This window comes from Blastococcus sp. URHD0036 (genome assembly GCF_000701365.1).
GTDB lineage: Bacteria > Actinomycetota > Actinomycetes > Mycobacteriales > Geodermatophilaceae > Trujillonella.
Genome location: NZ_JNIK01000002.1, coordinates 24,454 through 48,072 on the forward strand (window position 1 = coordinate 24,454; position 23,619 = coordinate 48,072).

The 23,619-nt window shown below is 75.0% G+C and carries 23 protein-coding genes; 12 read left to right on the forward strand and 11 right to left on the reverse strand.

Annotated features, from left to right (window positions below; translation table 11 throughout):
• Positions 1 to 125 precede the first annotated feature (125 nt).
• The 3 genes from N555_RS0101460 to N555_RS0101470 are packed head-to-tail and all read right to left on the reverse strand — an operon-like array spanning position 126 to position 3,807.
• A complete protein-coding gene (locus tag N555_RS0101460; protein WP_197028871.1) occupies positions 126 to 884 on the reverse strand; it encodes an ABC transporter ATP-binding protein in 759 nt (252 codons plus the stop codon).
• Positions 881 to 1,750, reverse strand: a complete 870-nt coding sequence (locus tag N555_RS0101465; RefSeq protein ID WP_051683542.1) for an ABC transporter ATP-binding protein — start codon at positions 1,748 to 1,750, stop codon at positions 881 to 883. The genes N555_RS0101460 and N555_RS0101465 overlap by 4 nt, the downstream gene beginning before the upstream one ends.
• Positions 1,747 to 3,807 (reverse strand): ABC transporter permease, encoded by a 2,061-nt coding sequence (locus N555_RS0101470; RefSeq protein WP_051683543.1) that lies wholly within the window; start codon positions 3,805 to 3,807, stop codon positions 1,747 to 1,749. The genes N555_RS0101465 and N555_RS0101470 overlap by 4 nt, the downstream gene beginning before the upstream one ends.
• Before the next feature lie 396 nt (positions 3,808 to 4,203).
• On the opposite strand from N555_RS0101470, the gene N555_RS0101475 reads away from it, so the two are divergent.
• The 3 genes from N555_RS0101475 to N555_RS27690 all read left to right on the forward strand — a co-directional run bounded on the left by N555_RS0101475 (position 4,204) and on the right by N555_RS27690 (position 7,760).
• On the forward strand, positions 4,204 to 5,433 hold the full coding sequence (locus tag N555_RS0101475) for an ABC transporter substrate-binding protein (RefSeq protein ID WP_034508299.1): 1,230 nt from the start codon (positions 4,204 to 4,206) through the stop codon (positions 5,431 to 5,433).
• A gap of 252 nt (positions 5,434 to 5,685) precedes the next feature.
• On the forward strand, positions 5,686 to 6,903 hold the full coding sequence (locus N555_RS0101480; protein WP_197028872.1) for an ABC transporter substrate-binding protein: 1,218 nt from the start codon (positions 5,686 to 5,688) through the stop codon (positions 6,901 to 6,903).
• A gap of 290 nt (positions 6,904 to 7,193) precedes the next feature.
• Positions 7,194 to 7,760, forward strand: coding sequence for a TetR/AcrR family transcriptional regulator (locus N555_RS27690; protein WP_029429733.1), 567 nt, complete (start codon positions 7,194 to 7,196; stop codon positions 7,758 to 7,760).
• A 19-nt stretch (positions 7,761 to 7,779) separates the two neighbouring features.
• Here N555_RS27690 and N555_RS0101490 read toward each other — a convergent pair whose 3' ends face one another.
• Together N555_RS0101490 and N555_RS0101495 are read right to left on the reverse strand one after the other, a co-directional pair.
• Positions 7,780 to 8,661, reverse strand: coding sequence for an alpha/beta fold hydrolase (locus N555_RS0101490; RefSeq protein WP_029429734.1), 882 nt, complete (start codon positions 8,659 to 8,661; stop codon positions 7,780 to 7,782).
• Positions 8,658 to 9,518, reverse strand: coding sequence for a patatin-like phospholipase family protein (locus tag N555_RS0101495; protein WP_029429735.1), 861 nt, complete (start codon positions 9,516 to 9,518; stop codon positions 8,658 to 8,660). The genes N555_RS0101490 and N555_RS0101495 overlap by 4 nt, the downstream gene beginning before the upstream one ends.
• A 108-nt stretch (positions 9,519 to 9,626) precedes the next feature.
• On the opposite strand from N555_RS0101495, the gene N555_RS28145 reads away from it, so the two are divergent.
• Positions 9,627 to 10,214: a TetR family transcriptional regulator gene (locus N555_RS28145; RefSeq protein ID WP_051683544.1), complete on the forward strand. Its 588-nt coding sequence runs from the start codon at positions 9,627 to 9,629 to the stop codon at positions 10,212 to 10,214.
• On the opposite strand, the gene N555_RS0101505 is transcribed toward N555_RS28145, so the two are convergent.
• Positions 10,205 to 10,936 (reverse strand): glutamine amidotransferase, encoded by a 732-nt coding sequence (locus tag N555_RS0101505; protein WP_029429737.1) that lies wholly within the window; start codon positions 10,934 to 10,936, stop codon positions 10,205 to 10,207. The genes N555_RS28145 and N555_RS0101505 overlap by 10 nt on opposite strands.
• 18 nt (positions 10,937 to 10,954) lie before the next feature.
• Between N555_RS0101505 and N555_RS0101510 the strand changes: the two genes are divergently transcribed.
• Both N555_RS0101510 and N555_RS0101515 read left to right on the forward strand, forming a co-directional pair.
• Positions 10,955 to 12,151, forward strand: a complete 1,197-nt coding sequence (locus tag N555_RS0101510) for an MFS transporter (RefSeq protein WP_029429738.1) — start codon at positions 10,955 to 10,957, stop codon at positions 12,149 to 12,151.
• A 59-nt stretch (positions 12,152 to 12,210) separates the two neighbouring features.
• Positions 12,211 to 13,653 (forward strand): PP2C family protein-serine/threonine phosphatase, encoded by a 1,443-nt coding sequence (locus tag N555_RS0101515; RefSeq protein WP_051683545.1) that lies wholly within the window; start codon positions 12,211 to 12,213, stop codon positions 13,651 to 13,653.
• A 7-nt stretch (positions 13,654 to 13,660) separates the two neighbouring features.
• Here the strand turns inward: N555_RS0101515 and N555_RS0101520 are convergent, their stop codons facing one another.
• Positions 13,661 to 13,897, reverse strand: a complete 237-nt coding sequence (locus tag N555_RS0101520; protein WP_029429740.1) for a hypothetical protein — start codon at positions 13,895 to 13,897, stop codon at positions 13,661 to 13,663.
• A 182-nt stretch (positions 13,898 to 14,079) separates the two neighbouring features.
• Here N555_RS0101520 and N555_RS26500 point away from each other — a divergent pair, with 182 nt between their 5' ends.
• The 3 genes from N555_RS26500 to N555_RS0101535 are packed head-to-tail and all read left to right on the forward strand — an operon-like array spanning position 14,080 to position 17,831.
• A complete protein-coding gene (locus N555_RS26500) occupies positions 14,080 to 14,775 on the forward strand; it encodes a universal stress protein (RefSeq protein ID WP_051683546.1) in 696 nt (231 codons plus the stop codon).
• Complete coding sequence (locus tag N555_RS27700; RefSeq protein ID WP_029429742.1) at positions 14,772 to 14,963, forward strand: hypothetical protein; 192 nt, start codon at positions 14,772 to 14,774, stop codon at positions 14,961 to 14,963. Before N555_RS26500 ends, N555_RS27700 begins: the two co-directional genes overlap by 4 nt.
• Before the next feature lie 33 nt (positions 14,964 to 14,996).
• Positions 14,997 to 17,831: an FAD-binding and (Fe-S)-binding domain-containing protein gene (locus N555_RS0101535; RefSeq protein WP_029429743.1), complete on the forward strand. Its 2,835-nt coding sequence runs from the start codon at positions 14,997 to 14,999 to the stop codon at positions 17,829 to 17,831.
• On the opposite strand, the gene N555_RS0101540 is transcribed toward N555_RS0101535, so the two are convergent.
• Positions 17,828 to 19,342: a sensor histidine kinase gene (locus tag N555_RS0101540; protein WP_029429744.1), complete on the reverse strand. Its 1,515-nt coding sequence runs from the start codon at positions 19,340 to 19,342 to the stop codon at positions 17,828 to 17,830. The genes N555_RS0101535 and N555_RS0101540 overlap by 4 nt on opposite strands.
• 203 nt (positions 19,343 to 19,545) lie before the next feature.
• Here N555_RS0101540 and N555_RS0101545 point away from each other — a divergent pair, with 203 nt between their 5' ends.
• Positions 19,546 to 20,127: a hypothetical protein gene (locus N555_RS0101545; protein ID WP_029429745.1), complete on the forward strand. Its 582-nt coding sequence runs from the start codon at positions 19,546 to 19,548 to the stop codon at positions 20,125 to 20,127.
• Between the two features lie 72 nt (positions 20,128 to 20,199).
• Here the strand turns inward: N555_RS0101545 and N555_RS0101550 are convergent, their stop codons facing one another.
• On the reverse strand, positions 20,200 to 20,403 hold the full coding sequence (locus N555_RS0101550; protein ID WP_156036054.1) for a hypothetical protein: 204 nt from the start codon (positions 20,401 to 20,403) through the stop codon (positions 20,200 to 20,202).
• A gap of 252 nt (positions 20,404 to 20,655) precedes the next feature.
• On the opposite strand from N555_RS0101550, the gene N555_RS0101555 reads away from it, so the two are divergent.
• Both N555_RS0101555 and N555_RS0101560 read left to right on the forward strand, forming a co-directional pair.
• Positions 20,656 to 21,270 carry a PadR family transcriptional regulator gene (locus N555_RS0101555; protein WP_197028873.1) on the forward strand — a complete coding sequence of 205 codons (615 nt, stop codon included), beginning with the start codon at positions 20,656 to 20,658 and terminating at the stop codon, positions 21,268 to 21,270.
• Positions 21,267 to 21,560 (forward strand): DUF2218 domain-containing protein, encoded by a 294-nt coding sequence (locus tag N555_RS0101560; RefSeq protein ID WP_156036057.1) that lies wholly within the window; start codon positions 21,267 to 21,269, stop codon positions 21,558 to 21,560. The genes N555_RS0101555 and N555_RS0101560 overlap by 4 nt, the downstream gene beginning before the upstream one ends.
• Positions 21,561 to 21,562: 2 nt before the next feature.
• Here N555_RS0101560 and N555_RS0101565 read toward each other — a convergent pair whose 3' ends face one another.
• Together N555_RS0101565 and N555_RS0101570 are read right to left on the reverse strand one after the other, a co-directional pair.
• Entirely contained in the window at positions 21,563 to 22,381 is an 819-nt protein-coding gene (locus tag N555_RS0101565) for an alpha/beta hydrolase (RefSeq protein ID WP_029429749.1), read from the reverse strand.
• Between the two features lie 37 nt (positions 22,382 to 22,418).
• Entirely contained in the window at positions 22,419 to 23,618 is a 1,200-nt protein-coding gene (locus N555_RS0101570) for a glycosyltransferase (protein ID WP_231502567.1), read from the reverse strand.
• Position 23,619 lies beyond the last annotated feature (1 nt).

Sequence of the window (23,619 nt, forward strand, 5' to 3'; positions counted from 1 at the left end):
CGGGCAGCTCTCCCGGCGCGACGTCCCGTAAGGCCTACCAGAGCAGCCCCTCCCGGGACGTGGGCACGGCACGACGACGGCCCGCCGGGAGAGCTCCCCCGGCGGGCCGTCGTCGTGCCGTCGGATCAGGCAGCCGTCGCGCCACCCAGGTAGGCGTGCAGCAGCTCCTCGCCGGCGTCCTCGGCGCGGCCGGACCACGTCACGCTGCCGCGCTGCAGGATGATCGCCTGGTCGGCGAAGCTCAGCGCCCGGCTGGCGAACTGCTCGATCATGAGGACGGCGATGCCGGCCTCCCGCATCTTGGCCAGGCTCTCGAACACCAGGTCGACGAGCTTGGGCGCCAGGCCCAGCGACATCTCGTCGGCGATCACGAGCTTCGGCGACACCATGAGCGCCCGGGCGAGGGAGAGCATCTGCTGCTCCCCGCCGGAGAGCGTGCCGGCGAGCTGCTTGCGCCGCTGGCCGAGGACCGGGAAGAGCTCGAACGCGTGGTCCAGGCTCTCCTCCTTGCCCGTGCGCTGCGTGGACAGCGCCATGCGCAGGTTCTCCAGGACGGTGAGCCCGGGGAACACACCCCGGCCCTCCGGGAGGTGCACCAACCCGGCCCGGCGGATCTTGGTGGGCGAGGCCTTCGTGATGTCCTTGCCGTCGAACCAGACCTTGCCGCCGGAGGACGGGACCAGACCCGACAGGGCCCGGGCCAGCGTGCTCTTGCCGGCGCCGTTGGACCCCAGCACGGCCAGCGCGCTGTTCACCGGGACGTCGATGCTGACGTCGAACAGCGACTGGGCCGCGCCGTAGCGGACCGCCAGGTTCTCCACCCGCAGCAGCGACCCCGACACCGCCGGCTCCGACTGCACCGACACCGACTCGCTCGTGGTCACGCCAGCTCCCCCTGCTCGATCTCGGACTCGGCCTGCTGGACGGCGGGCTTCTCGATCTCCTCGCCCAGGTACGCGGCGCGGACCGCGGGGTCCTGCCGGACCTCGGCGGGCGTGCCGCCGGCGATCTTGACGCCGAAGTCGAGCACGTGGACGGCGTCGGACATGCCGAGCACCAGCTCCACGTCGTGCTCGACCATCAGCAGCGAGACGCCGTGGTCGCGGACGACGGACTTCAGCACCTCCGCGACCTCCTCGGTCTCCCGGACGTCGAGGCCCGACGAGGGCTCGTCCAGGAGCAGCACGCGCGGCTCCCGCGCCAGGGCCCGGGCGATCTCCAGCAGCCGGGCCGAACCGAGCGGCAGGCCCGCCGCCGGCCGGTGCTGGATGGCCCCGAGCTGCAGCGAGTCGATCAGCTCGTCGACCCGCGCGTCCTCGGCCTTCGGGGAGTTCGCGAAACCGCGGAAGTTGACCAGGTCGGTCCAGATCCGGCTCTTGGCGTTCTTCATCCGGTAGGCGATCACCAGGTGCTCGCGGACCGTCAGGGAGGAGAACAGCTCCGGGTGCTGGAAGGTGCGGGCCAGCCCCCGGGCCGCCCGCTTCTGCGCCGAGGTCCCGGTGACGTCGTCGCCGTCCATGAACACCCGGCCCGCAGTCGGCTTGAGCAGACCGGACAGCACCGCGAACAGCGTGCTCTTGCCGGCGCCGTTCGGGCCGACCAGACCGACGATCTGCTGGCTGCCGACCGCCAGGTCGACGTCCTTGTTCGCCACCAGCCCGCCGAAGCGCACGGTCACGCCGCGGGCCTCCAGGCGCGGGACCTCGGTGCCCGGCACCGTCGCGTCGGCCGCGTGCAGTGCGGTGCTCATGCCTGTCCTCCAGCGGGGATCGTCGCCGACCCACCGCGGGCGGTGGGCGTCAGCAGGGGGTTGTCGGCCTCGTCGCGGTCGGGGAGCGCGGCGCCGGGGGTGCCCGGGGGGACCGGGGCCTCGGGGTCGGGGTCGCTCCGCCCGAACAGCTTCCGGTAGAGGCTCATGATGTTGTTGCCGACCTGGACGACGGTGCCCTCCGGGTGCAGGGCCAGACCCAGCGCGCCGAGCCCGAAGAGGATCGTCGGCACGTCGCCCAGATCCGTGGAGATGTAGATCTGGAAGATCTGCGGCATCAGCACGAAGAGGGCGCCGGCGATGAGCGCGGCGATGTTCGACCGCGCGCCCATGGTCACCAGCACGGCGAGCCAGACGAGCCCGACGGCCGGGTCGAACGAGTCCGGCAGCGTGGAGCCGGCGTTCATGGCGATGAAGCCACCGCCGACCGCGGCCGTGAACGTGGCCAGGCCGGAGACGAGGACCTTCGTCTGGACGACGCTGATGCCGAGCGTCTTGGCGCCGCTCTCGCTGAACCGGACCGCGCTCATCGCCAGGCCCGCGGTCGACCGCCGCACGTTCACGATCAGGATCGCCAGGATGCAGAACACCGCCAGCGCCAGGTACGTGAAGTCGTCGTTCGTCGTCGCGTACTCCGGCCGCGGCATCGGCTGACCCGAGCCGAAGTTGTAGTACGGGTCGCGGCGGAAGACGAGGGTCGTGATCAGCGAGCCGAAGGTCAGCGTCACGAGGGCGATGTAGAGGTTGCCCAGCCGGATGGTCAGCAACCCGATGACCACCCCGACCGGCACGATGATCACGGCCGCGACCAGGACGGCGACGAGCGGCTCCCAGCCCCAGTTGCGGACCAGTTCGGCCGACAGGACCGCGCCACCGCCGGCGAAGGTGATCTGGCTCAGCCAGACCATGCCGCCCTCACCGACGACCAGCGTGTACGACAGCAGGGCGATCGCGAGCGCGACGCCGCCGGCGAGCAGACCCGACCAGAACTTGTCGAGCATGCCCGGCAGCATCGCGAAGATGCCGATGACGATGACCCCGGCGAGCAGGCCCGGGTTGAGGAACCGCCGGTTGGAACCACCACCGGCGACCGCGGAGACGACGCTCGGGTCACCGCCCTGCGTGGCGATCGCCCGGTCCAGGGCGCCACCGGCGACGAGGTCGCCGGCCTGCCCGCGGAGGGCGTAGTAGAGCAGGAACAGCAGCATGAAGATGAACGGGATGGCGGGCTTGATGACCGCGCCGAAGGTGCTCGAGGGGTCGATGTACTTCTCGAGCACGTTCGTGGTGACGCCCATGAGGAGCGCGACGCCCACCGCCAGCGGCAGGCTGCGCAGCTTCGCCGCGACGACCGCGGCGAAGGCCGCGGACATCAGGAAGGTCATCGACTGGACCGACAGGCCCTGGGTCGGCGCCAGCAGGATCCCGGCGAGCCCGGCGAGGGTCACGCTGGCCGCCCAGACGCCGAGCGACACCTTGCCCGGGCTGGTCCCGCTCAGGCTGGTCAGCGCCTCGGAGTCCACCAGGGCGCGGACCTTGAGCCCCACGCTGGTGAACCGGAGCAGCCCCACGCCGACGACGAGGACGACGACGAGGCCGATGTAGGTGGCCAGCTGGTCGGCGTTGATCGTCGAGCCGAACACCTTGAAGACGTCGAGCGGGCGCGGGGCGAGACCCGGCGCCTGCGTGTTGGTCGGCTGCTCGAGGACCAGCTGGATCAGCGGCGGCAGCGCGACCGAGAGGCCGACCGTCGCCATCAGCTTGATCAGCGTCGACCTCAGCCGCAGGTGCCGGAACAGCACCGCGTACAGGAACATCCCGAGCGCCGGCGCGAAGACGAACAGCGACACGGCCGCCGAGGGGACGATCCCCCAGCCCTCCTCGACGAGGAGCCAGTAGTAGAAGCGCGCGACCGAGTAGGCCATGGCCGCGAACGCCAGGTTGAAGATGCCGGAGGCGACGTAGGTGATGACGAGAGAGCCGGCCGCGATCGCGTAGATGGACCCGAGGCCCAGGCCGGCGAGGACGTACGAGAGCACATCGACTCCATAGAACCGGGAGTAACGGTGTGCCGGCACGACCAATGCCCCGCCGACATCACACAGGATGGCGCCGAGGGTGCTGGACTGTTCGATGCACGTCAACACCTCTACGCGTGTTGCGTGGTCTGGGTCACGATCCGAGACCTCCCGGGCTCGACTGCGACGCGTCGCTCAGCAGGTCAGACCGCTGCACACCCCCTCTCGGAGGCCCCGTCGACGGACCTCCCGGCCTCGCCGAGCGGACCCGCCGTTCGTCACGGGGAGGTAACGATCTGGCAGTGACTGCCGCGTAGTTCGGCCCTTCGCCGGTGACACCCACCACAGGGTCGTGCATGGTGCCGGAGGCGATCCTGTGATCGTTCGACAACTTTCATTCGATGGAGGCACCGAGGTATGCGCAGAAGAGGCGTGGCGCTGATGGGCATGGCGTGTGCGACCGCGCTCGTCCTGTCGGCTTGCGGCAGCGACGACGAGGAGTCCGGCGGCGGCGGGGGCGGTGGCGGCGAGGGCGGCGGCACCCTGAAGGTGGGCATCCTGACGTCGCTGAGCGGCCCGGCCGCGACCGCGGCCCAGGGCTCGATCCGTGGCGCGGAGGCGCGGTTCGCCGCCTACGAGGAGGCCGGCGAGGGCTGCGCCGGCGACCTGGACTTCGAGCTGGTCCAGGCCGACGACACCACCAGCGCGCAGGGCGCGCTGGCCGGCGCCCAGAAGCTGGTCCAGCAGGACGACGTGTTCTCGATCCTGACGATCAGCCCGTTCTTCGCCGGCGCTGCGCCCTACCTCACCGGTCAGGCCGCGGACGTGCCGGTGTTCGGCGGGGCGTGGGACGGCGCGGACCAGTGGAACGGGGAGGACAACAACCTGTTCAACTCCGGCGTCGTGCCGGACTACGACACCGTGTACACGTCCTACGGGGACTTCTTCGAGGAGCAGGGCGCGACCAAGGTCGCCGGTATCGCCTACGTGAGCCCGAGCTCGCAGGCGGGCCTGGAGGCGGGCCTGGCCTCCATCGAGAACGCCGGCCTCGACGTCGCCTACACCAACAACAGCGTGCAGTTCGGCAGCACCGACGTCGGCCCGCTGGTCCTCGGCATCCTCGACTCGGGCGCCGACGCGGTCTACACGACGATCAACTTCGACACCTCGCTCGCGCTGGTGGCCGGGCTGAAGCAGGCCGGCTGGGAGGGCACCTTCGTCTCCCCCACCGGCTACGGCGCGGACTTGCTGGCCTCCGAGCCGGCCGTCCAGATCGGGCAGGGCGTGATCTTCTCCAACGCCTTCACCCCGGTCGAGGTGGGCACCGAGGCCACCGAGCAGATGAAGACGGCGCTCCAGGCGGCGGGCAACGAGTCGGGCATCCCGGGCTTCTACGAGAGCCAGGGCTGGTTCGGCGCCGACCTGTTCCTCTACGGCCTCGAGCAGGCCGGCTGCGACACCGACCAGGCGAACCTGATCTCGACGCTCCAGGAGACCGACGACTGGGACGGCAACGGCCTCTACCCGACGCCGGTCAAGCAGAGCACCACGGCGGTCGACGAGCAGTGCTCGTACTACCTGACGCTCGAAGGTGACGGCTTCGTGCCGCTCAGCGACGAGCCGTTCTGCGGTGACCCGGTCGACTGACCGGACTCCGCAGTACCGGACGGCCCGGCTGGTCCCTCGAGGACCGGCCGGGCCGTTCCGCGTCTCCTGACAGTCTCTGCCGCGAGAAGTGAACCAGATCACAGCGCTGTAACGATCTCCGGAGCAGACGTTAGGGAGCTCCTGGCACCTAGTGACACGGACCACAGGAGGGTGCATGGTGCGCCAGGCGGTCCTGCGATCGTTCGACAACCTTCGTTCCGATGGGAGCTCCAAGGAATGCGCAGAAGAGGAATGGCAGCGGTCGGCATCGCGTGCTCGGTCGCGCTGGTGCTGTCCGCGTGCGGCAGCGACGACGAGGACTCGGGCAGCAGCGGCGGTGGGAGCGACAGTGGTGGCACCCGCGCCGACGGCCCGGTGGACGTCGGCATCCTGACCTCGCTCAGCGGCCCCGGTGCGGCCGCGGCGGCGGGTTCCATCCGCGGCGCTCAGGCCCGGTTCGACTCCTACGACGGCGAGTGCAAGGACGTCGAGATCAACATCGTCCAGGCCGACGACACGTCGTCGGCCCAGGGCGCCCTGTCCGGGGCGCAGAAGCTCGTCCAGCAGGACGACGTCTTCGCGATGATCAACGTGAGCGCCTTCTTCTACGGCGCCTCGCCCTACCTGACCGGTCAGGCCAGCGACGTGCCGGTCTTCGGCGGGGCCTGGGACGGCGCCGGGGAGTGGAGCGACCCCGACAACAACCTCTTCAACACCGGCCTGGTGCCGGACTACGAGACGGTCTTCAGCGGCGCGGGCGAGTTCCTCAAGGAGCAGGGCGCCACCAAGGTCGCCGGCATCGCCTACGTGAGCCCGAGCTCGCAGGCGGGACTGGAGAGCGGCCAGGCGTCGATCGAGGCGGCCGGACTCGAGGTCGGCTACACCAACAACAGCGTCCAGTTCGGCAGCACCGACGTCGGCCCGCTGGTGCTCGGCATCATGGAGTCCGGTGACGACGCGGTCTACACGACGATCAACTTCGACACCTCGCTCGCGCTGGTCGCCGGCCTGCACCAGGCCGGCTGGGACGGCATCTTCATCTCGCCGACCGGCTACGGCGCCGACCTGCTCGGCTCCGACGTCGCCGTCCAGATCGGGCAGGGCGTGATCTTCTCCAACGCCTTCGTCCCGGTCGAGAACGACACCCCCGCGACCCAGGAGCTCAGCGCCGCGCTCATGGAGCAGGGCAACGAGTCCGGCATCCCCGGGTTCTACGAGAGCCAGGGCTGGTTCGGCGCCTCCCTGTTCCTCTACGGCCTCGAGAAGGCCGGCTGCGACACCGACCAGGCCGGTCTGATCTCCACGCTCCAGCAGACCGACGACTGGGACGCCGACGGTCTCTACCCGCAGCCCATCCCGCAGAGCACGTCGAGCTACGACGAGCAGTGCTCGTTCTACCTGCAGCTCGAGGGTGACGGTTTCGTCCCGCTGAACGACGGTGAGCCGTTCTGCGGCGAGGCGATCAGCTGACCGGAGAGCACCGATCGGTCCGCCGTCGTCCCGTGCAGTCCTGACGGGACGGCGGCGGACCGCCGACTCCTCCCGGCGGGCCCGGCCGGTCCCTCGCGGACCGGCCGGGCCCGCCGGGTACCCGGGACCGCGGAGCCCCCGCGGGCGCGCGCTCCGCATCCGCGGTCCTCCGGGTGGGGTCAGATCTCGCTCCTTCGTGGCAGTCTCTGCCACACGGCAGACCATGCCACATTTCCACGACCTTCGACAGATCCGGCCCCGGCCGGTCGAGCACGACGAGGTGGCCGGCCATGGAGGGACTCCGCGAACGGAAGCGGGCGCACGCCCGCGCCGCGACGGTGGACGCGGCGCTGCAGCTCTTCGCCGAGCACGGGTACGAGAAGGTCACCGTCGCCGACATCTGCGCCGCGGCGGCGATCGCTCCGCGCACCTTCTTCCGCTACTTCCCCTCCAAGGGCGACGTCCTGGCCGCGCCCGTGCAGGACCTCGCCGACCGGCTGGTCGAGACGGTCATGGCCGCGCCGCCGGACCTGGACGACCGGGAGGTGCTTCGGCGGGCGCTGCGCGAGGTCGGCGAGCGCATCGTCGCCCACGAGGGCCCCATGGGCGTGCTGTTCCGGGTGGTGCGCAACGCCGAGGAGGTGCGCACCTCCCCCTGGATGTCGCTGGAGGACCACGAGTTGCGGATCGCCGGCTACCTGACCGCGCGCCGCGGTGGGCCGGACGACCCCGACTGGCGCACCCGCGTGGACGTGGCGCGGCAACTGGCCGCGTTCCGCGTCTGGCTGCACGACTTCGCCGAGCAGCGCACCCGCGACCCGCTCGGCCTCCTGGACGAGATCCTCGCCCACCGCTGACCGAGGCGTCGCGAGGGCGTCAGCCGGAGGCTCCCTCGACCCGGCGGGCGATGCACTGCTCGGCGAAGGCGAGCACGCGCAGGTGGTAGGCGCGCGCGGTCCAGCCGAGGCTGATGTTGTGGCCGGCCCCGGTCTCGATCGCCGTCTCCACGACCGGCGCGGCGGTGAACAACCCGGCGACCTCGGCCAGCGGCCCGCGGCCGGGTGCCCACCAGGCCTCGTGCTCGGCCAGCGCGTACCGGGTCGGCACCCGGACCTCGGCGGCCAGCCGCGGCAGCTCCTCGCCCCAGCCGTCGATGTCGGGCCCCTCGCTGGCCGGACCGGTGACGGCCGGCCGCACCGCCCGGTGGCTGCCCGGCGGGTAGAGCTCCTCGTGGCCCCAGATGAGCCGGCGCAGGGAGGACCCGCCCAGCCGCCCGTCGCCGGCCGCGGTGGCCTCGTGCACCTCGGGCGACCAGTGCAGCCCGGTGCCGGAGAACTCCAGGCCCAGCAGCTCCCGCCCCCGCGGATCGGCCGCCATCCGGATACCGGAGATGCAGCCCATCGAGTGGGCGAGCACGAGGACGCCGGCCCCGCGGTCCCGCTGCCCGAGGACGACGTCCAGCAGGGCGTAGAGCAGGTCGGTGCGCTCGGCGGCCGGCATCGCCCCCGCGCCGTCGCCGGGCACGTACCCCGGCCGGTCGGGGGCGACGACGGTGAAGCCGAGGGCCGGGCCCAGCCGCAGCAGCGACAGCTCCGGGTCCAGGGGGTGGTCGAAGTACTCCTTGCCGGAGGCGCCGCCGTGCAGCGCGAACACCACGCCGCGCGGGCGTTCGGCCGCGGCGACGAGGACCGACACCGGCGTGCCGAGCACCTCGGTCTCGACCAGCTCGGGCGCCGGGGACACCGACACGGTCGTCATCCCCAGAACCCGCGGAGTCCGGCGACCACCGCGTCGGCCTGGGCTCTGCCGGCACGGGCCGACGGCGCCCGGGTGCGCGGGTCGAGCGGGTTGGTGCCGAACGCGGCGCGGGCGGCCTCGTCGGCGACCACGAGGTGCACCTCGCCGTCGCGCCGGAGCGTGTCGAGCTCCGCGGGGAGACCGGGCCCCAGCGGGCTGTCGGCGAAGCCCTCGACCGGGGCCACGACGAGGACGCGGCCGTGCCCCGCGGCGAGGTCGGCGTTGGTGGCCGACCGCATCCCGCCGTCCATGTACCGCCGGCTCCCGATCGTGATCGGCGGCCAGACGCCGGGCACCGCGCAGCTGGCCGTGACGGCGTCGAGCAGCGCGATGCCGGACCCGGCGTCGAAGGAGGTGAACGCGCCGTCGGCGGTGTCGACGGCGGTGACCACGAGGCGCTGCGCCGGCCAGGACGGTGCCCCGATCCGCGAGGCGATGGCCGAGCGGCGGTCGGCCTCCGGGACCGTGTCGGCGTGCAGCGCCAGCTCGCCCACGCGGGCCCGCGCCTCCTGCTCCCCCGCCGTGCCGGCCAGCGCGGCGCCGATGGCGGTCATCAGCGCCATCCCGTCGAAGTCGACGGTCGGCTCGTCCGCGGGCAGGGGCTCGAGCTGGGCGGCGTAGAGCTCCTCGAGGTCCCGGCCGCCGCACAGCAGCGCGCCGACGACGGACCCGGCCGACGTGCCCACGACGAGGTCGGCCGACCGCACGTCGATGCCGTGCGCCGCGAGCCCCGACAGCAGGCCGATCTCCCAGGCCACCCCGGCGATGCCCCCGCCACCGAGCACCAGCGCCCGGCTGGTCGTGTCGCCTCGGGCCATGCCCCACCGCCCTCCGGCGTCCCCGTCGTGCGGTCCGGCTCACGCTAGGCGCGACCTTGCACCCGGTGCAAGGGCGTCGCGGGGGCCGACCGCCTAGGGTGCCGGGGCATGGCCGAGCCGAGCCGGGAGGCGCACCGCCTGCAGACCTGGCGCGGCATCCAGGCGGCCGCGATCCGGCTGGTCGCCGAGCGCGGCTTCACGGCCGTCACGGTCGAGGACGTCGCCGCGGCCGCCGGCACCTCCCGGCGCACCTTCTTCAACTACTTCCCGACGAAGGTCGCGGCGCTCTTCGACCCCGACCCCGAGCTGGCCGACCGGCTGCAGGAGCTGGTCGACCGGGCTCCGCGGACCGACGACGCCTGGGCCGACCTCTGCTGGATCTGCCGCGGCTTCGTCATCCCCGGGGACGACGGGACCCTGGCGGTGCGCCGGCGGCTGGTCGGCGACTTCCCGGAGTTCACCGAGTACGCCGGGTCCGCGCACCGCTACGTCGAGCGGGCGATGGCGACGTGGGCCCAGGGCCGCGTCCCCGACGACCCGCTGCACGCACGGCTGCTCACCGGCGCGGCCGGCGCCGCCCTGAGCGCGGCCTTCCTGACGTGGCAGCCGGACGGGGGCACCGAGGAGTTCGACCGGCTGCTCGACCGGGCGCTGGCGTCGGTGCGGGTCGACCCGCCGGGGGCCGCTCAGCGGTAGCGGTCGACGAACGTGGCCAGGATCCGGCCGGGTTCGGTCACCACCGACCGGGAGATCCGCGCGACGAGGTCGTCCAGCTCGGCCGGCGGGAAGTAGCCCGCGTGCTGGTAGACCCGCGCCCGGGTGACCAGGCCCGCGACGTCGAGCTCCGGGTGGAACTGGGTCGCGTAGACGTTGCGGCCGATCCGGAACATCTGCACGGGGCAGGACGGCGAGGACGCGAGCAGCACCGCCGAGGGCGGCAGCACCCGGCAGGCCTCCTTGTGGCCGACGAGCGCGTCGAACACCTCCGGCATGCCCGCCAGCACCGGATCGGCCCGGCCGGCCGGGGTGAGCGTCACCGGCACGCAGGACACCGGCTCCCCGTACGTGCGGTCCACCACCCCGCCCTGGTGCACCCCCAGGGTCCCGATGCCGTAGCAGGCGCCGAGGAACGGCTTGTCCGCAGGCACCACCCGGTCCAGCAGGACCGCGAGCTCGGCCTCCACCCGCAGCTGCACCGCCGACTTCTCCGCCGGCGGATCGCTGGAGGTGAAGGGGCTGCCGCCGACCAGCACCCCGGCGTAGTCGTCCAGGTCCAGGTCCGGCATCGGCCCGGCCTCCAGGCGGATGCGCCGGAGCTCGCCCTCGGCCAGCCCCGTCGCGCGGAGGAACCCCGCATACTCGCCGTCGGCGGCCTCGTCCTCGGCGCGGGTGGCCAGGAGGAGGAAGGGCCGGCGCACGGAGGCGATGCTAGGTGCGTGCCGACCGCCGACGCCCTGTCCGCCCCTCCCCGGGCCGCCCGCACGGCCGTCGCGACGTGCTTCTTCGTCAATGCCGTCCTCTATGCCTCGCTGGTGCCCCGGCTGCCGGAGGTGAAGGACCGCCTCGGCCTGTCCAACGCCTCCCTCGGCGCCGCGCTGGCCGCGCTGCCGCTCGGCGCGCTGCTCGCCGCGCTCTCGGCCGCGGCGCTGATGCGCCGGTTCGGCTCGGCGCGGGTCGCGTCGTACGGGCTGGTCGGGCTGGCGGCCGCGCTCTGGGCCGCCGCGGTGGCCCCGTCGTGGGGGCTGCTCGCCGGCGCGTTGCTGGTGGCGGGTGCGCTGGACGCGGTGGTCGACGTCGCCCAGAACGCGCACGGCCTCCGGGTGCAGCGGCGCTACGGGCGGTCGATCCTCAACGCCTTCCACGGCATCTGGAGCATCGGCGCGGTCACCGGGGGGCTCCTGGGCTCCGCGGCGGCCGGGCTGGAGCTGGCGCTGGGCGTCCACCTGGGGATCACCGCCGTCGTCTTCGCCGCCGTCGCGCTGGTCGGTGCGCGCGGGCTGCTGCGCGGTCCCGACGACGCCGACCGGGACGACGCCGCGGCCGGCTCCGGAGCGGGCGCCACGCTCCCGGGCCGGCGCAGCGTGCTCCTCGGCATCGGGGCCCTCGGCGTGCTCGCCGCGTGCGGCGCGTTCGTCGAGGACGCCGGCTCCTCCTGGAGCGCCCTGTACCTGCGCACCGAGCTCGACGCCGGCGCCGCGACGGCCGGCCTCGGGTTCGTGGCCCTCTCGGTCGCCATGACCGTCGGCCGGCTCACCGGCGACCGGGTGGTCGACCGGTACGGCCAGCGGCGGGTGGCCCGCGGGGGCGGCGCCCTCGTCGCCGCGGGCATCGGCCTGGCCCTCGCGCTGCCGACGGTGGCGACCGCGCTGGTGGGGTTCTCCCTCGCCGGGCTCGGTGTGGCCACCCTCGTGCCGGCGGTCTACGCCGCGGCCGACGCGCTGCCGGGCCTGCGCCCGGGAACCGGGCTGACGGTGATCAACTGGCTGCTGCGGATCGGGTTCCTCGTCAGCCCGCTGCTGGTCGGCGTCCTCGCCGACGCCGCCGGCCTGCGCGCGGCACTGCTGACGGGAGTGGCCGCCGGGCTGGTCACGCTCGTCGTCGGTCGCGTCCTCGTTCCGACCGCGACCTCCTGACGTAGCCTCTGCGACCGGTCCCCGCCGCGGTGGCGTGCGGACGCGAGGGGAGCCACAGCGTGAGCACACCGGCCGCGGACGCACCCGTCCCCGCCTGGCTCCCGCTCCTCGCCGACGTGCTCGCCGACACCGCCGGCGGGCCGCTCACCTGGTCCGGTCCGCACCCGGTCACCGGCGAACCGATCACCGTCACCGCCGAGCTGGCCGACGGGGCCCTGGAGCTGCGGCTGGGGCCCGGCGACGTCGACGGCGTCCCGGCCGCCTCGCTGGACGCGCTCGCCGGCAGCCTCGACGTGGCGGAGGCCGCCGGTCAGCTGGCCCGCCTCGTCGTCCCGGGGCTGGCCGACTGGGCGACGGTCACGGTCCTGGGCGAGGACGGTGCCGCCGCCCGGTCGGCCATCGCCCACCGCGATCCGGAGCTGCTCCCCGCCGTCGACACCTACATCTCCCGGCGGCTCACCGCGCCCCGCGACCAGGCGTCGCTGGCAGCCGCGCTGGCCACGGGCGAGCCGGTGCAGTTCCGCGAGATCGACGGCGAGCTCGGACCGCAGGCCCAGCCCGACCCCCACGTGCGCGCGGCGTGGCGGGCCCTGGACCCGACCTCCTCGCTGTTCCTCCCGCTGGAGGCACGCGGGACGAGCTTCGGGGTGCTGTCGCTGGTCAACTGCGGCGACCGTCCCCCGCACGACCCGGCGCAGGTCGCCGCCGCCGTCCGGGTGGCCCGCCGGGCGGCGGTGGCGCTGGACAACGCGCGCCTGTTCGAGCGGCAGCTCCAGGTCGCCGAGACCCTGCAGCACAGCCTGCTCACCCCACCGCCGCAGCCCGAGGGGCTGGCCGTCGCCGTCCGCTACCGGCCGGCCAGCCAGCACGCGCTCGTCGGCGGCGACTGGTACGACGCGTTCGAGCAGCCCGACGGCGCCACCCTGCTGGTGATCGGCGACGTCGTGGGGCACAACGTCCAGGCCGCCTCGGCGATGGCCCAGCTGCGCAGCGCCGTCCGCACGCTGGCCTACGACCGGCCCGACAGCCCGGCCGGGACCCTGGAGCGGGTGGACCGGGTGCTCGCCGGCCTGCACGTCGGCACGCTGGCGACCGCGCTCGTCGCCCGGCTGGAGGCCCCCGGCTCCGACGGCGGCCGGACGCTGCGCTGGTCGTCGGCCGGGCACCTGCCGCCGCTGCTGGTGCGGCCCGACGGCAGCACGCTCCTGCTGGCCACACCGCCCGAGCGGATGCTCGGCACGCACGAGCCGGTGCGGCGCAGCGACCACGAGGTGACCGTCGCCCCGGGCGACACCGTCCTGCTGTGCACCGACGGGCTGGTCGAGGCCGGCCGGGTGGGCATCGACGAGGGACTGGCCCGGATCGCCGACACCCTCGTGGACCTCGCCGGCCTGCCGCCGGACGCGCTGTGCGACCGGCTCCTCTCCCGGCTGGTCCCCGACCGCGCGGAGGACGACGTCGCCGTCCTCGCGGTCCGCCACCTCCCCACCGGGGGACGCTGAGCCGCCGTCAGCCGGCGATGCGGCGGCACTCCGGGCAGCGGGCGTCCTCGCCGATCCGCTGCCAGGCCAGGTCGGCCAGCGCGGTGACCAGGAGGCCGCACTCGGAGGCGGCCAGACCGTCGACGACGGGCCGGGACACCGCGTGCGCCCGGCCCACCACCCGGTCGCCCTCGGCGATCCCGAGGACCCCCGAGCGGCCGGGGACCGCGGCCGGCGTACCCGCCACGTACAGATCGGCTGCCATGGGCGCACCCTGCCCCCTCCGCGAGGCCGCAGGATGGCGATCCGATGTCGTTCCGGTGTCGGCGGGCTGGACGTCCGGCTGCCGGATCTCCGACGACGACGGCTCTTCCCGCCCTCCCGCGACGGGAGCACCCTGGAGGGTGCACGGGGAACTGCACGGGGGATGCCGCACGGAGGTGCCGCGTGACCCTGACGACCCCGACCCCGACCAGCGCCCCGGCCGGGGGGCCGGACGCCCGGCCCCCGCTCCCCTCCGCCGTGGTCGTCGGCAGCGACGGCGGCGCGTGTGCGCTGGAGGCGGTGCGCTGGGCGACCACCGAGGCGGCCCGGCGCGGGGTGCCGCTGCGGATCGTGCACGCCGCGCCGCACCTGCGCGCGGCGGCGCCGAGGGGCACCCCGGACCTGCGCGCCGCCCGCCGGCTGACCGGCACGGCCTACACGGTGGCCCGGCACACCGACCCCTCGGTCGTGGTCACCACCGAGGTGGTCGTGGACCCGCCGGTGACCGCGCTGCTGCGCGCCGCGGAGGACGCGCACCTGCTGGTCCTCGGCATCGCCACGACCGGCGCGACCGACGAGCTGGTGCTGGCCCCCGTCGCCCAGCGGGTGGCCGCCGGCAGCCCGTGCGCGGTCGCCGTCGTCCCGCGGCAGCGGTCCACCCCCGACCCCGACCGTCCCCTGGTCGCCGTCCTCGGACTCGGGAGCCCGGTGACGACGAACCGGTCGCCATCGCGGCGGCCGAGGCGGCGGTGCGGATGCAGCGGCGCCTCACGGTGCTGCACACGGAGAGCGGCCGGCCCGGCTGGAGCGCCGACCCCGACGGCTGGGCCGAGCGGTACCCGACCGCGGACGTCTCGCACGCCCCGCTGTCGGGGGTGAGCGGGGCCCGGCTCATCACCGCGGCCTGCCCGACGCCGCTGCTGCTGCTCACCGCCGGGCACGGCGGCCTCCTGCACCGGCCCGTCGACTTCCTGCACCGGTGGCTGCTGCGGCACTGCACCTCGCCGATGGAGCTGCTGCCGCCGGCCGGACGGGAGGCGGTGCCCCGCATGGTCGCCTCGGACTGAGGAGGCACCGCCCGCGGCCGTAGGGTCGGCGAGGTGAGCCGCACCGCCGCCGCCGAGGGCGCCGAGCTGGCGGCGGCCCTGCGGCGGGCCGGGCTGACCGACGTCGACGACTCCGGGCTGGCCCGGGCGCTGTACTCCTCCGACGGGTCGCTGTACCGCGTGCTGCCGCGCGCCGTGGTCCGGCCGCGGCACCCCGACGAGCTGGCCGGCGTGCTCGAGGTGTGCCGGGAGCTCGGTGTGCCGCTGACCGCCCGCGGGGCGGGTACCTCCATCGCCGGCAACGCGGTCGGGGCGGGCGTGGTCGTGGACACCAGCCGGCACCTGACCCGGGTGCGGGCGATCGACCCGGAGGCGCAGACGGCGACCGTCGACCCCGGCGTGGTGCAGGCCGCGCTGCAGGCGGCGGTGCGGCCGCACGGGCTGCGCTTCGGGCCCGACCCGAGCACGCACAACCGCTGCACGGTCGGCGGGATGATCGGCAACAACGCGTGCGGGTCGCGGGCGCTGGGCTACGGGCGGACGTCGGACAACGTCGTCGGCCTGGACGTGGTGACCGGCGGCGGCGAGCGCCTCCGGCTCGGGACCGCCGACGTGGCCACTCCGGTGGTCCTGGAGCGGCTGCGGGAGCTGGTGGCCGGGGACCTGGCGGCGATCCGCACCGAGTTGGGCCGCTTCGGCCGGCAGGTGTCGGGCTACTCGCTGGAGCACCTGCTGCCCGAGCGCGGCTTCGACGTCGCCCGGGCGCTGGTCGGCAGCGAGGGCACGCTCGCGCTGGTGCTGGGCGCGACCGTGCGGCTGGTCGAGGACGCCCCGTGCCGCGGCCTGGTCGTGCTCGGCTACCCGTCGATGGCCGAGGCGGCCGACGCCACCCCGGGCCTGCTCTCGCACGGGCCGACCGCCGTCGAGGGCCTGGACGAGCGGATCGTGCAGCGGCTGCGCGACGTGCCGGCCGCCGCGGTACCGGAGCTGCCGGCGGGCGCCGGCTGGCTGATCGTGGAGCTCACCGGCGACACGGTCGCCGAGGTCGAGGCGAGGGCCCGCGGCGTCCTGGCCGACGCCGGCGCGGTGGACTCCCTCGTGGTCACCGACGTCGCCCGGGCCGCGGCGATCTGGCGGATCCGGGAGGACGGCGCCGGCCTGGCCGCCCGCACCTCCGACGGCCGTCCCGCGCACGCCGGGTGGGAGGACGCCGCCGTCCCGGTCGAGCGCCTCGGCACCTACCTGCGCGAGTTCGAGGCGCTGCTGGTGGAGCACGACCTGCAGGGCGTCCCGTACGGCCACTTCGGGGACGGCTGCGTGCACGTGCGGATCGACTTCCCGTTCGGCCGGGAGCCCGACCGCGGCCGGGCCGCCTACCGGGCGTTCGTCACCGACGCCGCGGCGCTGGTCGCCCGGCACGGCGGGTCGATCTCCGGCGAGCACGGCGACGGCCGGGCCCGGAGCGAGCTGCTCACCACCATGTACTCCGGCCGGGTGCTGTCGCTGTTCGAGCGGGTCAAAGCCGTGTTCGACCCGGACGACGTCCTCAACCCCGGGGTGCTGGTGCGGCCGGCGCCGGTGGACGCCGACGTCCGGGTCGCCGACGCGCCACTCCTGCGCACCGGGCTGGCGCTGGCCTACCCGCACGACGGCGGCGACTTCTCGAACGCGGTGCACCGCTGCACCGGCGTCGGCAAGTGCCGGGCCGACCTGACCGACTCCGGCGGGGTGATGTGCCCGTCGTTCGTCGCCACCCGCGAGGAGAAGGACAGCACCCGCGGCCGGGCCCGGGTGCTGCAGGAGATGCTCGCGCCCGGCGGGCCGGTCGAGGGCTGGCGCTCGCCGGAGGTGCACGAGGCGCTGGACCTGTGCCTGTCGTGCAAGGGCTGCGCGCGCGACTGCCCCACCGGGGTCGACATGGCCGCCTACAAGTCCGAGGTGCTGCACCAGAGCCACCGGCGGCGGATCCGGCCGCGCAGCCACTACGTGCTGGGCCGGCTGCCGTTCTGGTCCGACCTGGCCGCGCGCACGCCGACGCTCGCCAACGGGTTCATGCGCTCGAAGCTGGGCGGGCGCTTGGCGAAGTGGACCGCCGGCGTGGACCAGCGCCGGTCGCTGCCCGCCTTCGCGCCCCAGACCTTCCGCGCCGGCTGGGCCGCGCGTCCGGCCGCCACCCACGACGGGCCACCGGTCGCGCTGTGGGTGGACTCCTTCACCGACCACTTCGCGCCCGCGGTCGCGCACGCCGCGGTCGCGGTGCTGGAGGACGCCGGCTACCGGGTGCAGGTGCCCGGCGCCGACACCTGCTGCGGGCTGACCTGGATCACCACCGGCCAGCTCGACGCCGCCCGGCGGGTGGTCGGCTCGACCGTGGCCGCGCTGGCCCCGCTGGCCGCCGCCGGGGTGCCGATCGCGGGCGTGGAGCCCTCCTGCACCGCGGTGCTGCGCGGCGAGGCGAAGGACCTCGTGCCCGGCGCGGAGGCCGAGGCTGTCGCCGCCGCCACCCGGACGCTGGCCGAGCTGCTGACCGCGACCCCCGGCTGGCGGCCCCCGGACCTCGGCGGGCTGCCGGTGGTGGCCCAGCCGCACTGCCACCACCACGCGGTGATGGGCTGGACCCCCGACGAGACCCTGCTGCGCGACGCCGGTGCCACGGTGCAGCGGCTCGGCGGCTGCTGCGGTCTGGCCGGCAACTGGGGCGTGGAGAAGGGCCACCACGACGTGTCGGTCGCGATCGCGGAGCACCAGCTGCTCCCCGCCGTCCGCGACCTCCCGGACGACGGCGTGGTGCTGGCCGACGGCTTCTCCTGCCGCACCCAGCTCGACGACCTCGCCGGCTCCCGCGGGCTGCACCTGGCCGAGCTGCTGGCCCGGCACCTGGCGCGCTAGCGGACGAGCACGGCCGGGACCTCGTCGGCGGGGTCGTCGCTGTCGTCGGCGTCCGGTTGCTCCACGGTGGCGTGCGGCAGCCGCACGGTGACCACGGTGCGGCCGGGCCGGCTGGCGACGGCCACGGTGCCGCCGTGCGCCGAGACCACCGCCTGCACGATCGCCAGGCCGAGCCCGGTGCTGCCGGCGGCCCGGTTCCGCGACGCGTCGCCGCGCACGAACCGCTCGAACACCCCCGGCTGCAGCTCGGCGGGGATGCCCGGGCCGTCGTCGACCACCTCGAGGACCGCCACGCCGTCGTCGGCGCGCAGCCGGGTGGTGGCCGTCGTCCCGGGCGGGGTGTGGGTGCGCACGTTGGCCAGCAGGTTGGCCAGGACCTGGTGCAGCCGGGCGCCGTCACCGGGGACGAGGACGGCGGCCGGGGGCAGGTCGATCCGCCACCGGTGGGCCGGGCCGGCGGCGTGGGCGTCGCTGACCACGTCGAGCACGGTCGCCGTGAGGTCGACGGTGCCGGGCACGATCTCCCGGCCGGCGTCGAGGCGGGCCAGCAACAGCAGGTCGTCGACGAGCCCGGACATCCGCACCGCCTCCGCCTCCACCCGGACCAGCGACCGGTCGGCGTCCTCGGGCAGGTCGGTGGTGCGCCGCACCAGCTCGGTGTAGCCGCGGATGGAGGTCACCGGGGTGCGGAGCTCGTGGCTGGCGTCGGCCACGAACTGGCGCAACCGGGTCTCCGACGACTGCCGGGCCGCCATCGCGCCCTCGACGGAGTCCAGCAGCCGGTTGAGCGCGCCCCCCACCCGGCCGACCTCCGTGCGCGGGTCGGTGTCGGCCGCGGGCACGCGGTCGGCCAGCCGGACCTCGCCGGACGCCAGCGGCAGCTCGGCCACCCGGCCCGCGGTGGCCGCGACCCGGTGCAGCGGGCGCAGGGTGCGGCCGATCACCACGTACGCGGCGGCGCCGGCGGCGAGCAGGCCGAGCAGCCCGGCGAGGACCTCGACGGCGACCAGCCGCAGCAGGGCGCTCTGCACGGAGGCCAGGGGCAGGCCGGTGACGAGCACCGTGCCGTCGCCGGTGGCGCTCGCGACCACGCGGTACTCCCCCAGGCCGCCGAGGTCGACGCTGTGCGGGGCCCCGTCGGCCGGCACGTCGGCGAGCACGGCGGCCTGTGCGCCGGTCAGCTCCCGTCCACCGCCGTCGGTCCCGATGACCGCGGCCGCGTCGACGACCCCGCCGGTGATGCTGGCGCCCAGCGTGCCGTCGCCCTGGCCGGGGGCGATCAGCCAGTCGGGACCGCCGTCGCCACGGTCGTCGTCCCACGGCGCCTCGTCGGCGTGCGTGGACCGGTCGGCGGCGGCGGCGAGCCGGGTGTCGACCTCCCCGACGAGCTCGCTGCGCAGTGCGGTGGTGGCCGCGATGCCGGCGACCGCGAGGACGACGGCCAGCGGCACGAGGAAGGCGCAGAGCAGCCGCGCCCGGAGCGACAGGCGGCGGGGGGACGGGCGGCGCATGCCCCCACGGTGACCCGTTCCGCTGGGGGTTCCCTGGGTCCCGGCGGGGAGTGCGCTGGACGCGGCTCGGCCCCGCACCCGGACCCGGACGTGTACCCGGCGTCACGTCCACAGGTCCGCCACGGGCCGGTGACAGGTCCCGCACAGGAAGCGGGCCGACCCTCCCCGCAACGGCTGGACGGTCCGGCCGACAGGAGGACATCGTGCGCAAGAAGCTGATCATCGCCGGCGCCGCCGGGGCGCTGACCCTGGCCGGTCTCGGCGTCGCCCTGCCCGCACTGGCCGACGACGACCCCGCCCCCAGCGCCACGTCGTCGGAGGACCGCATCCGCGACGCGCTGTCCGGGCTGGTCGACGACGGGTCGATCACGCAGGACCAGGCCGACGAGGTGGCCACGACGCTGAGCGACGCAGGTCTGGGCGGTCCGCACGGACCCGGCGGACCCGGCGGACCCGCCGGCCGGCTCGCCCTCGACACCGCCGCCGACACGCTCGGCATGACCGAGGACGAACTCCGCACCGCGCTGCAGGAGGACGGCGCCAGCCTGGCGAGCGTCGCCGAGGCGCAGGGCGTCGCGGTCGACGACCTCGTCGCCGCACTGGTGCAGGCCGCCCGCGACCACGTCGCCGAGGAGGTCAGCGAGGGCGACCTCACGCAGGAGGAGGCCGACCAGCGCCTGACCGACATCGAGGCCCGCATCACCGACCGGGTGAACAGCACCGACCTCCCCGGCCCGCGCGGTGGCGGCCACGGCTTCCCCGGCGGCATGGACGACGGCGACTGACCCTCCGCCGTCCGCCCGCGACGCGGCGGTCACCCCTCGGGGTGGCCGCCGCGTCGTGGTCCCGCGGTTCGGTCAGCGGTGCGGGTTCACCCGCACCTGGGTGATGTTGCGCTTCTGCACGTACGTGGACTGGCCGTCGCCGGACTCCACCTCGTACACCTCGTCGGGACCCGCCCGCCGGAACCACTCGAGGAAGGCGTCGACGACGGCGTCGTCCACCCGACCCAGGCTCAGGCTGTGGTCCGGCACGTGGATGACCATCTCCCTGTCGCTCACGCCGACAGCCTCCTCGGTCCGTGCGCCGACAGCACCCCGGTCAGTTGGCCGGGGTCGCGCCGCCGACGCCGCCGCGGCCCCCACCGCCGGGAGGTCGGCGAGGTCCCTGAGCACCGGCTGGAGCGGGTCCGACCCCGGAGGAGATCCGTCGGCGTGACGCCGACGGATCTCCTCCACGCAGACCTTGACGGATGACAGTAGCGATGTATCGTTACTGTCATCAGATACAACAGGAGGAACACCATGCACCCGATGCGAGGACACGCCGGCCACCCCGGCTCCCGACGCTTCCACCACCCCCGCGGCGGCCACCCCGGCTTCGGCGAGGGTGGACCCGGCTCCCCCGAGGCCGGCGGTCCCTTCCGCGGCCGTCGCGGCGGACCACACCCGGGCGGACGGGGACGACGCCCCCGCGGCGACGTCCGCACCGCCGTCCTGCTGCTGCTCGCCGACGCACCCATGCACGGCTACCAGCTCATGCAGGCCATCGCCGAGCGCAGCGGCGGGCGCTGGACGCCCAGCCCCGGCGCCATCTACCCCACCATCAGCCAGCTCGAGGACGAGGGCCTGGTCACCGTGACCGCCGAGGCCGGCCGCAAGCTGGTCACCCTCACCGAGGCCGGCCGCGCCCACGTCGACCGGGGCCGGACCGCGTGGTCGGACCCCTACGCCGACGGCGACGCCGAGACCGGCCCCGACCTGCGCGGCCTGATGATGGGCATCCCGAACGCGGTCAAGGAGATCGCCCGCACCGGCACCGACGCCCAGCGCGCCGAGGCCGCGCGGATCCTCGCCGAGACCCGCCGCTCGCTCTACCTGCTCCTGGCCGACGGCCCGCAGGCCCCGTCCGCCGGCGGTGCCGAGTGACCGCCCCGCTGACCGCCCGGGCCGACGTCGCCACCGCGGCCCCGGAGCGCTACGCCAAGCAGCTGGCCTCCCACCTCGGCCGGCGCAGCGAGATCCGCGAGGAGGCCGACGGCATCCGCATCGTGCTCGCCGTCGGCGACTGCCTGCTCCGGGCGCACGAGGGCAACCTCGAGCTGCTCGCCACCGCGCCCGGGCCCGAGGAGCTCGAGCGGGTGGAGCAGGTCGTCGGCTCGCACCTGGAGCGGTTCGGCCAGCGCAACGAGCTCCAGGTGGTCTGGCAGCGCGGCTGAGCTCAGCCGCGCTGCCCCAGCGCCCGGTCGAGGAAGGCGGTCACGTCCGCGAGGACCTCGTCGGCGTTCGTCTCGTTGAAGACCTCGTGCCGGGCCCCCGGGTAGACGTGCTCCTCGTGCCGGCCGCCACCGAGGTGCGCGATCCCGGCCCGGCTGCCCTCCACGGGCACCAGCTGGTCGTCGCCACCGTGCACCCACAGCAGCGGCAGGTCCCCCAGGTCCGGTCCGGCGTCGATGGCGGCCAGGGCCCGCTGCCAGGCCTCGAGCATCGGCCGCTTGAACGGGCCGTGCCAGACCAGCGGGTCGGCCGCGTAGGCCTCCCCCACGGCCGGGTCCCGCGACAGCGTGGTGCTGTCGAGCGGGACGTCGGGGATCTCCGGCAGGGCGAGCAGCACGTCGACCGTGGCGAACGCGCCGACGACCGGGCCCGAGAGCACGAGGGCGGCCAGGGTGTCGCCGTACCGCTGCGCGTACCGGGCCGAGATCAGCCCGCCCATCGAGTGCCCGATCAGGACGACGGGCAGTCCCGGGTGCTCGCGGCGGACGTGGCTGTCGACGGCGTGCAGGTCGTCCACCACCTGCTCGACGTCGGGGAAGACGACCCGCTCGCCCTCGCTGCGACCGTGCCCCATGTGGTCGACGGCGGAGACGACCGCGCCCCGCTCGACCAGCGCGGCGGCCACGTGGTCGTACCGCCCGAGGTGCTCGCCGTAGCCGTGGGCCAGGAGCGCGACGAACCGCGGGTCGCCGTCCCCTTCCCACGTGCGGGCGGCGAGCTGTCCGATCGAGCCGTCGAGCGTCCAGTCGCGAGCGGTGGTCACAGCCGCGACCGTAGGACGCCCTTTCCGCAGCGGCACCTCAGCGCGCCGCGGTACGCCGGGCTCCGACCCCGATGCCACCGGTCCGAGGCTGAGGGACCGGAGCCGCGCGGCGCAGCACCTCGGCGTAGAGGGCCTCGTAGCCGTCCGCCATGACGGCAGGTGCGAACCGGCGGCGCGCCTCCGCCACGCACTCCTCGGGGTCGATCTCGTCGAGGCGGCGGAGCGCGTCGGCGAACCCGTCCTCGTCCTCGGCGAGGAACCCGGTCCGCCCGTCCGCGACGAGGGAGGGCAGGCAGCCCAGCGGCGAGGCCACGACCGGCGTCCCCGCGGCCAGCGCCTCGCACACCGCCGTCCCCCCGGGCTCCGGCCAGCGGACGGGGAACAGCACCGCCCGTGACCAGCGCAGCAACTCCGTCTTCGCCGCCCCGGAGACGCTGCCGATCCAGCGGGCATGCTCGTCGTCGAGCAGCGGCGCCACGTGCTCGAGGAACCACCGGACGTCCGGATATCCGGCCACCGGGCTCGCCGGGTCGGCCAGCGCCGCGTCGAGGGCGGCCCGGTCCGGCAGTCCCCCCACCGGTCCGGCGAGCACCAGCGGCACCCCGGCGGCGCGGCACGCGCGGACGGCGACGTCCGTGCCCTTCGCCTCGCAGATCCGGGACAGCACCAGCACGGCGTCCGACCGCTCGCCCCGCGGGACCGGCGGATCGTCCGGGACCGGAACGGACAGGGGCACCACGCCCAGGGTCTGCCGGCGGAGCACCTCCGGCCCCCGGGCCACCTGCGAGTCCGAGACGCCGGCGAAGAAGACCCGGCCGCCGCCGTCGAAGCAGGCGTAGAAGTCGGCGTTGCGGCGCAGGTCCCAGTGCAGCGTGTGCAGGACCGGCGGTGCCGCGGGGCCCAGCGCGGCCAGCAGCGCCGGGCCGACGACCTCCAGGTGCGTGTGCACGAGGTCGAACGGGATCCCGGCCGCCGCGTGCCGGTGGATCTCGGCGAGCACCGCGGAGGCGTGCGCGTGCGCGATGCCGGTGACCTCGGGATAGGGGGCCGCGAGCTGCGTGAACTGCCCGGTCGGGAACCGCGTCACGCGTCCGTCTGCCGGCAGCTCGCTCTCCCCCACCGTGGCCAGCACGACCTGGTGACCGCGCCCGCGCAGCTCGGTGGTCAGCGTCGCGACGACGTTCTCCAGCCCGCCGTAACCCACCGGCGGCACCGGCAGCCACGGGCCGGCGTCCATC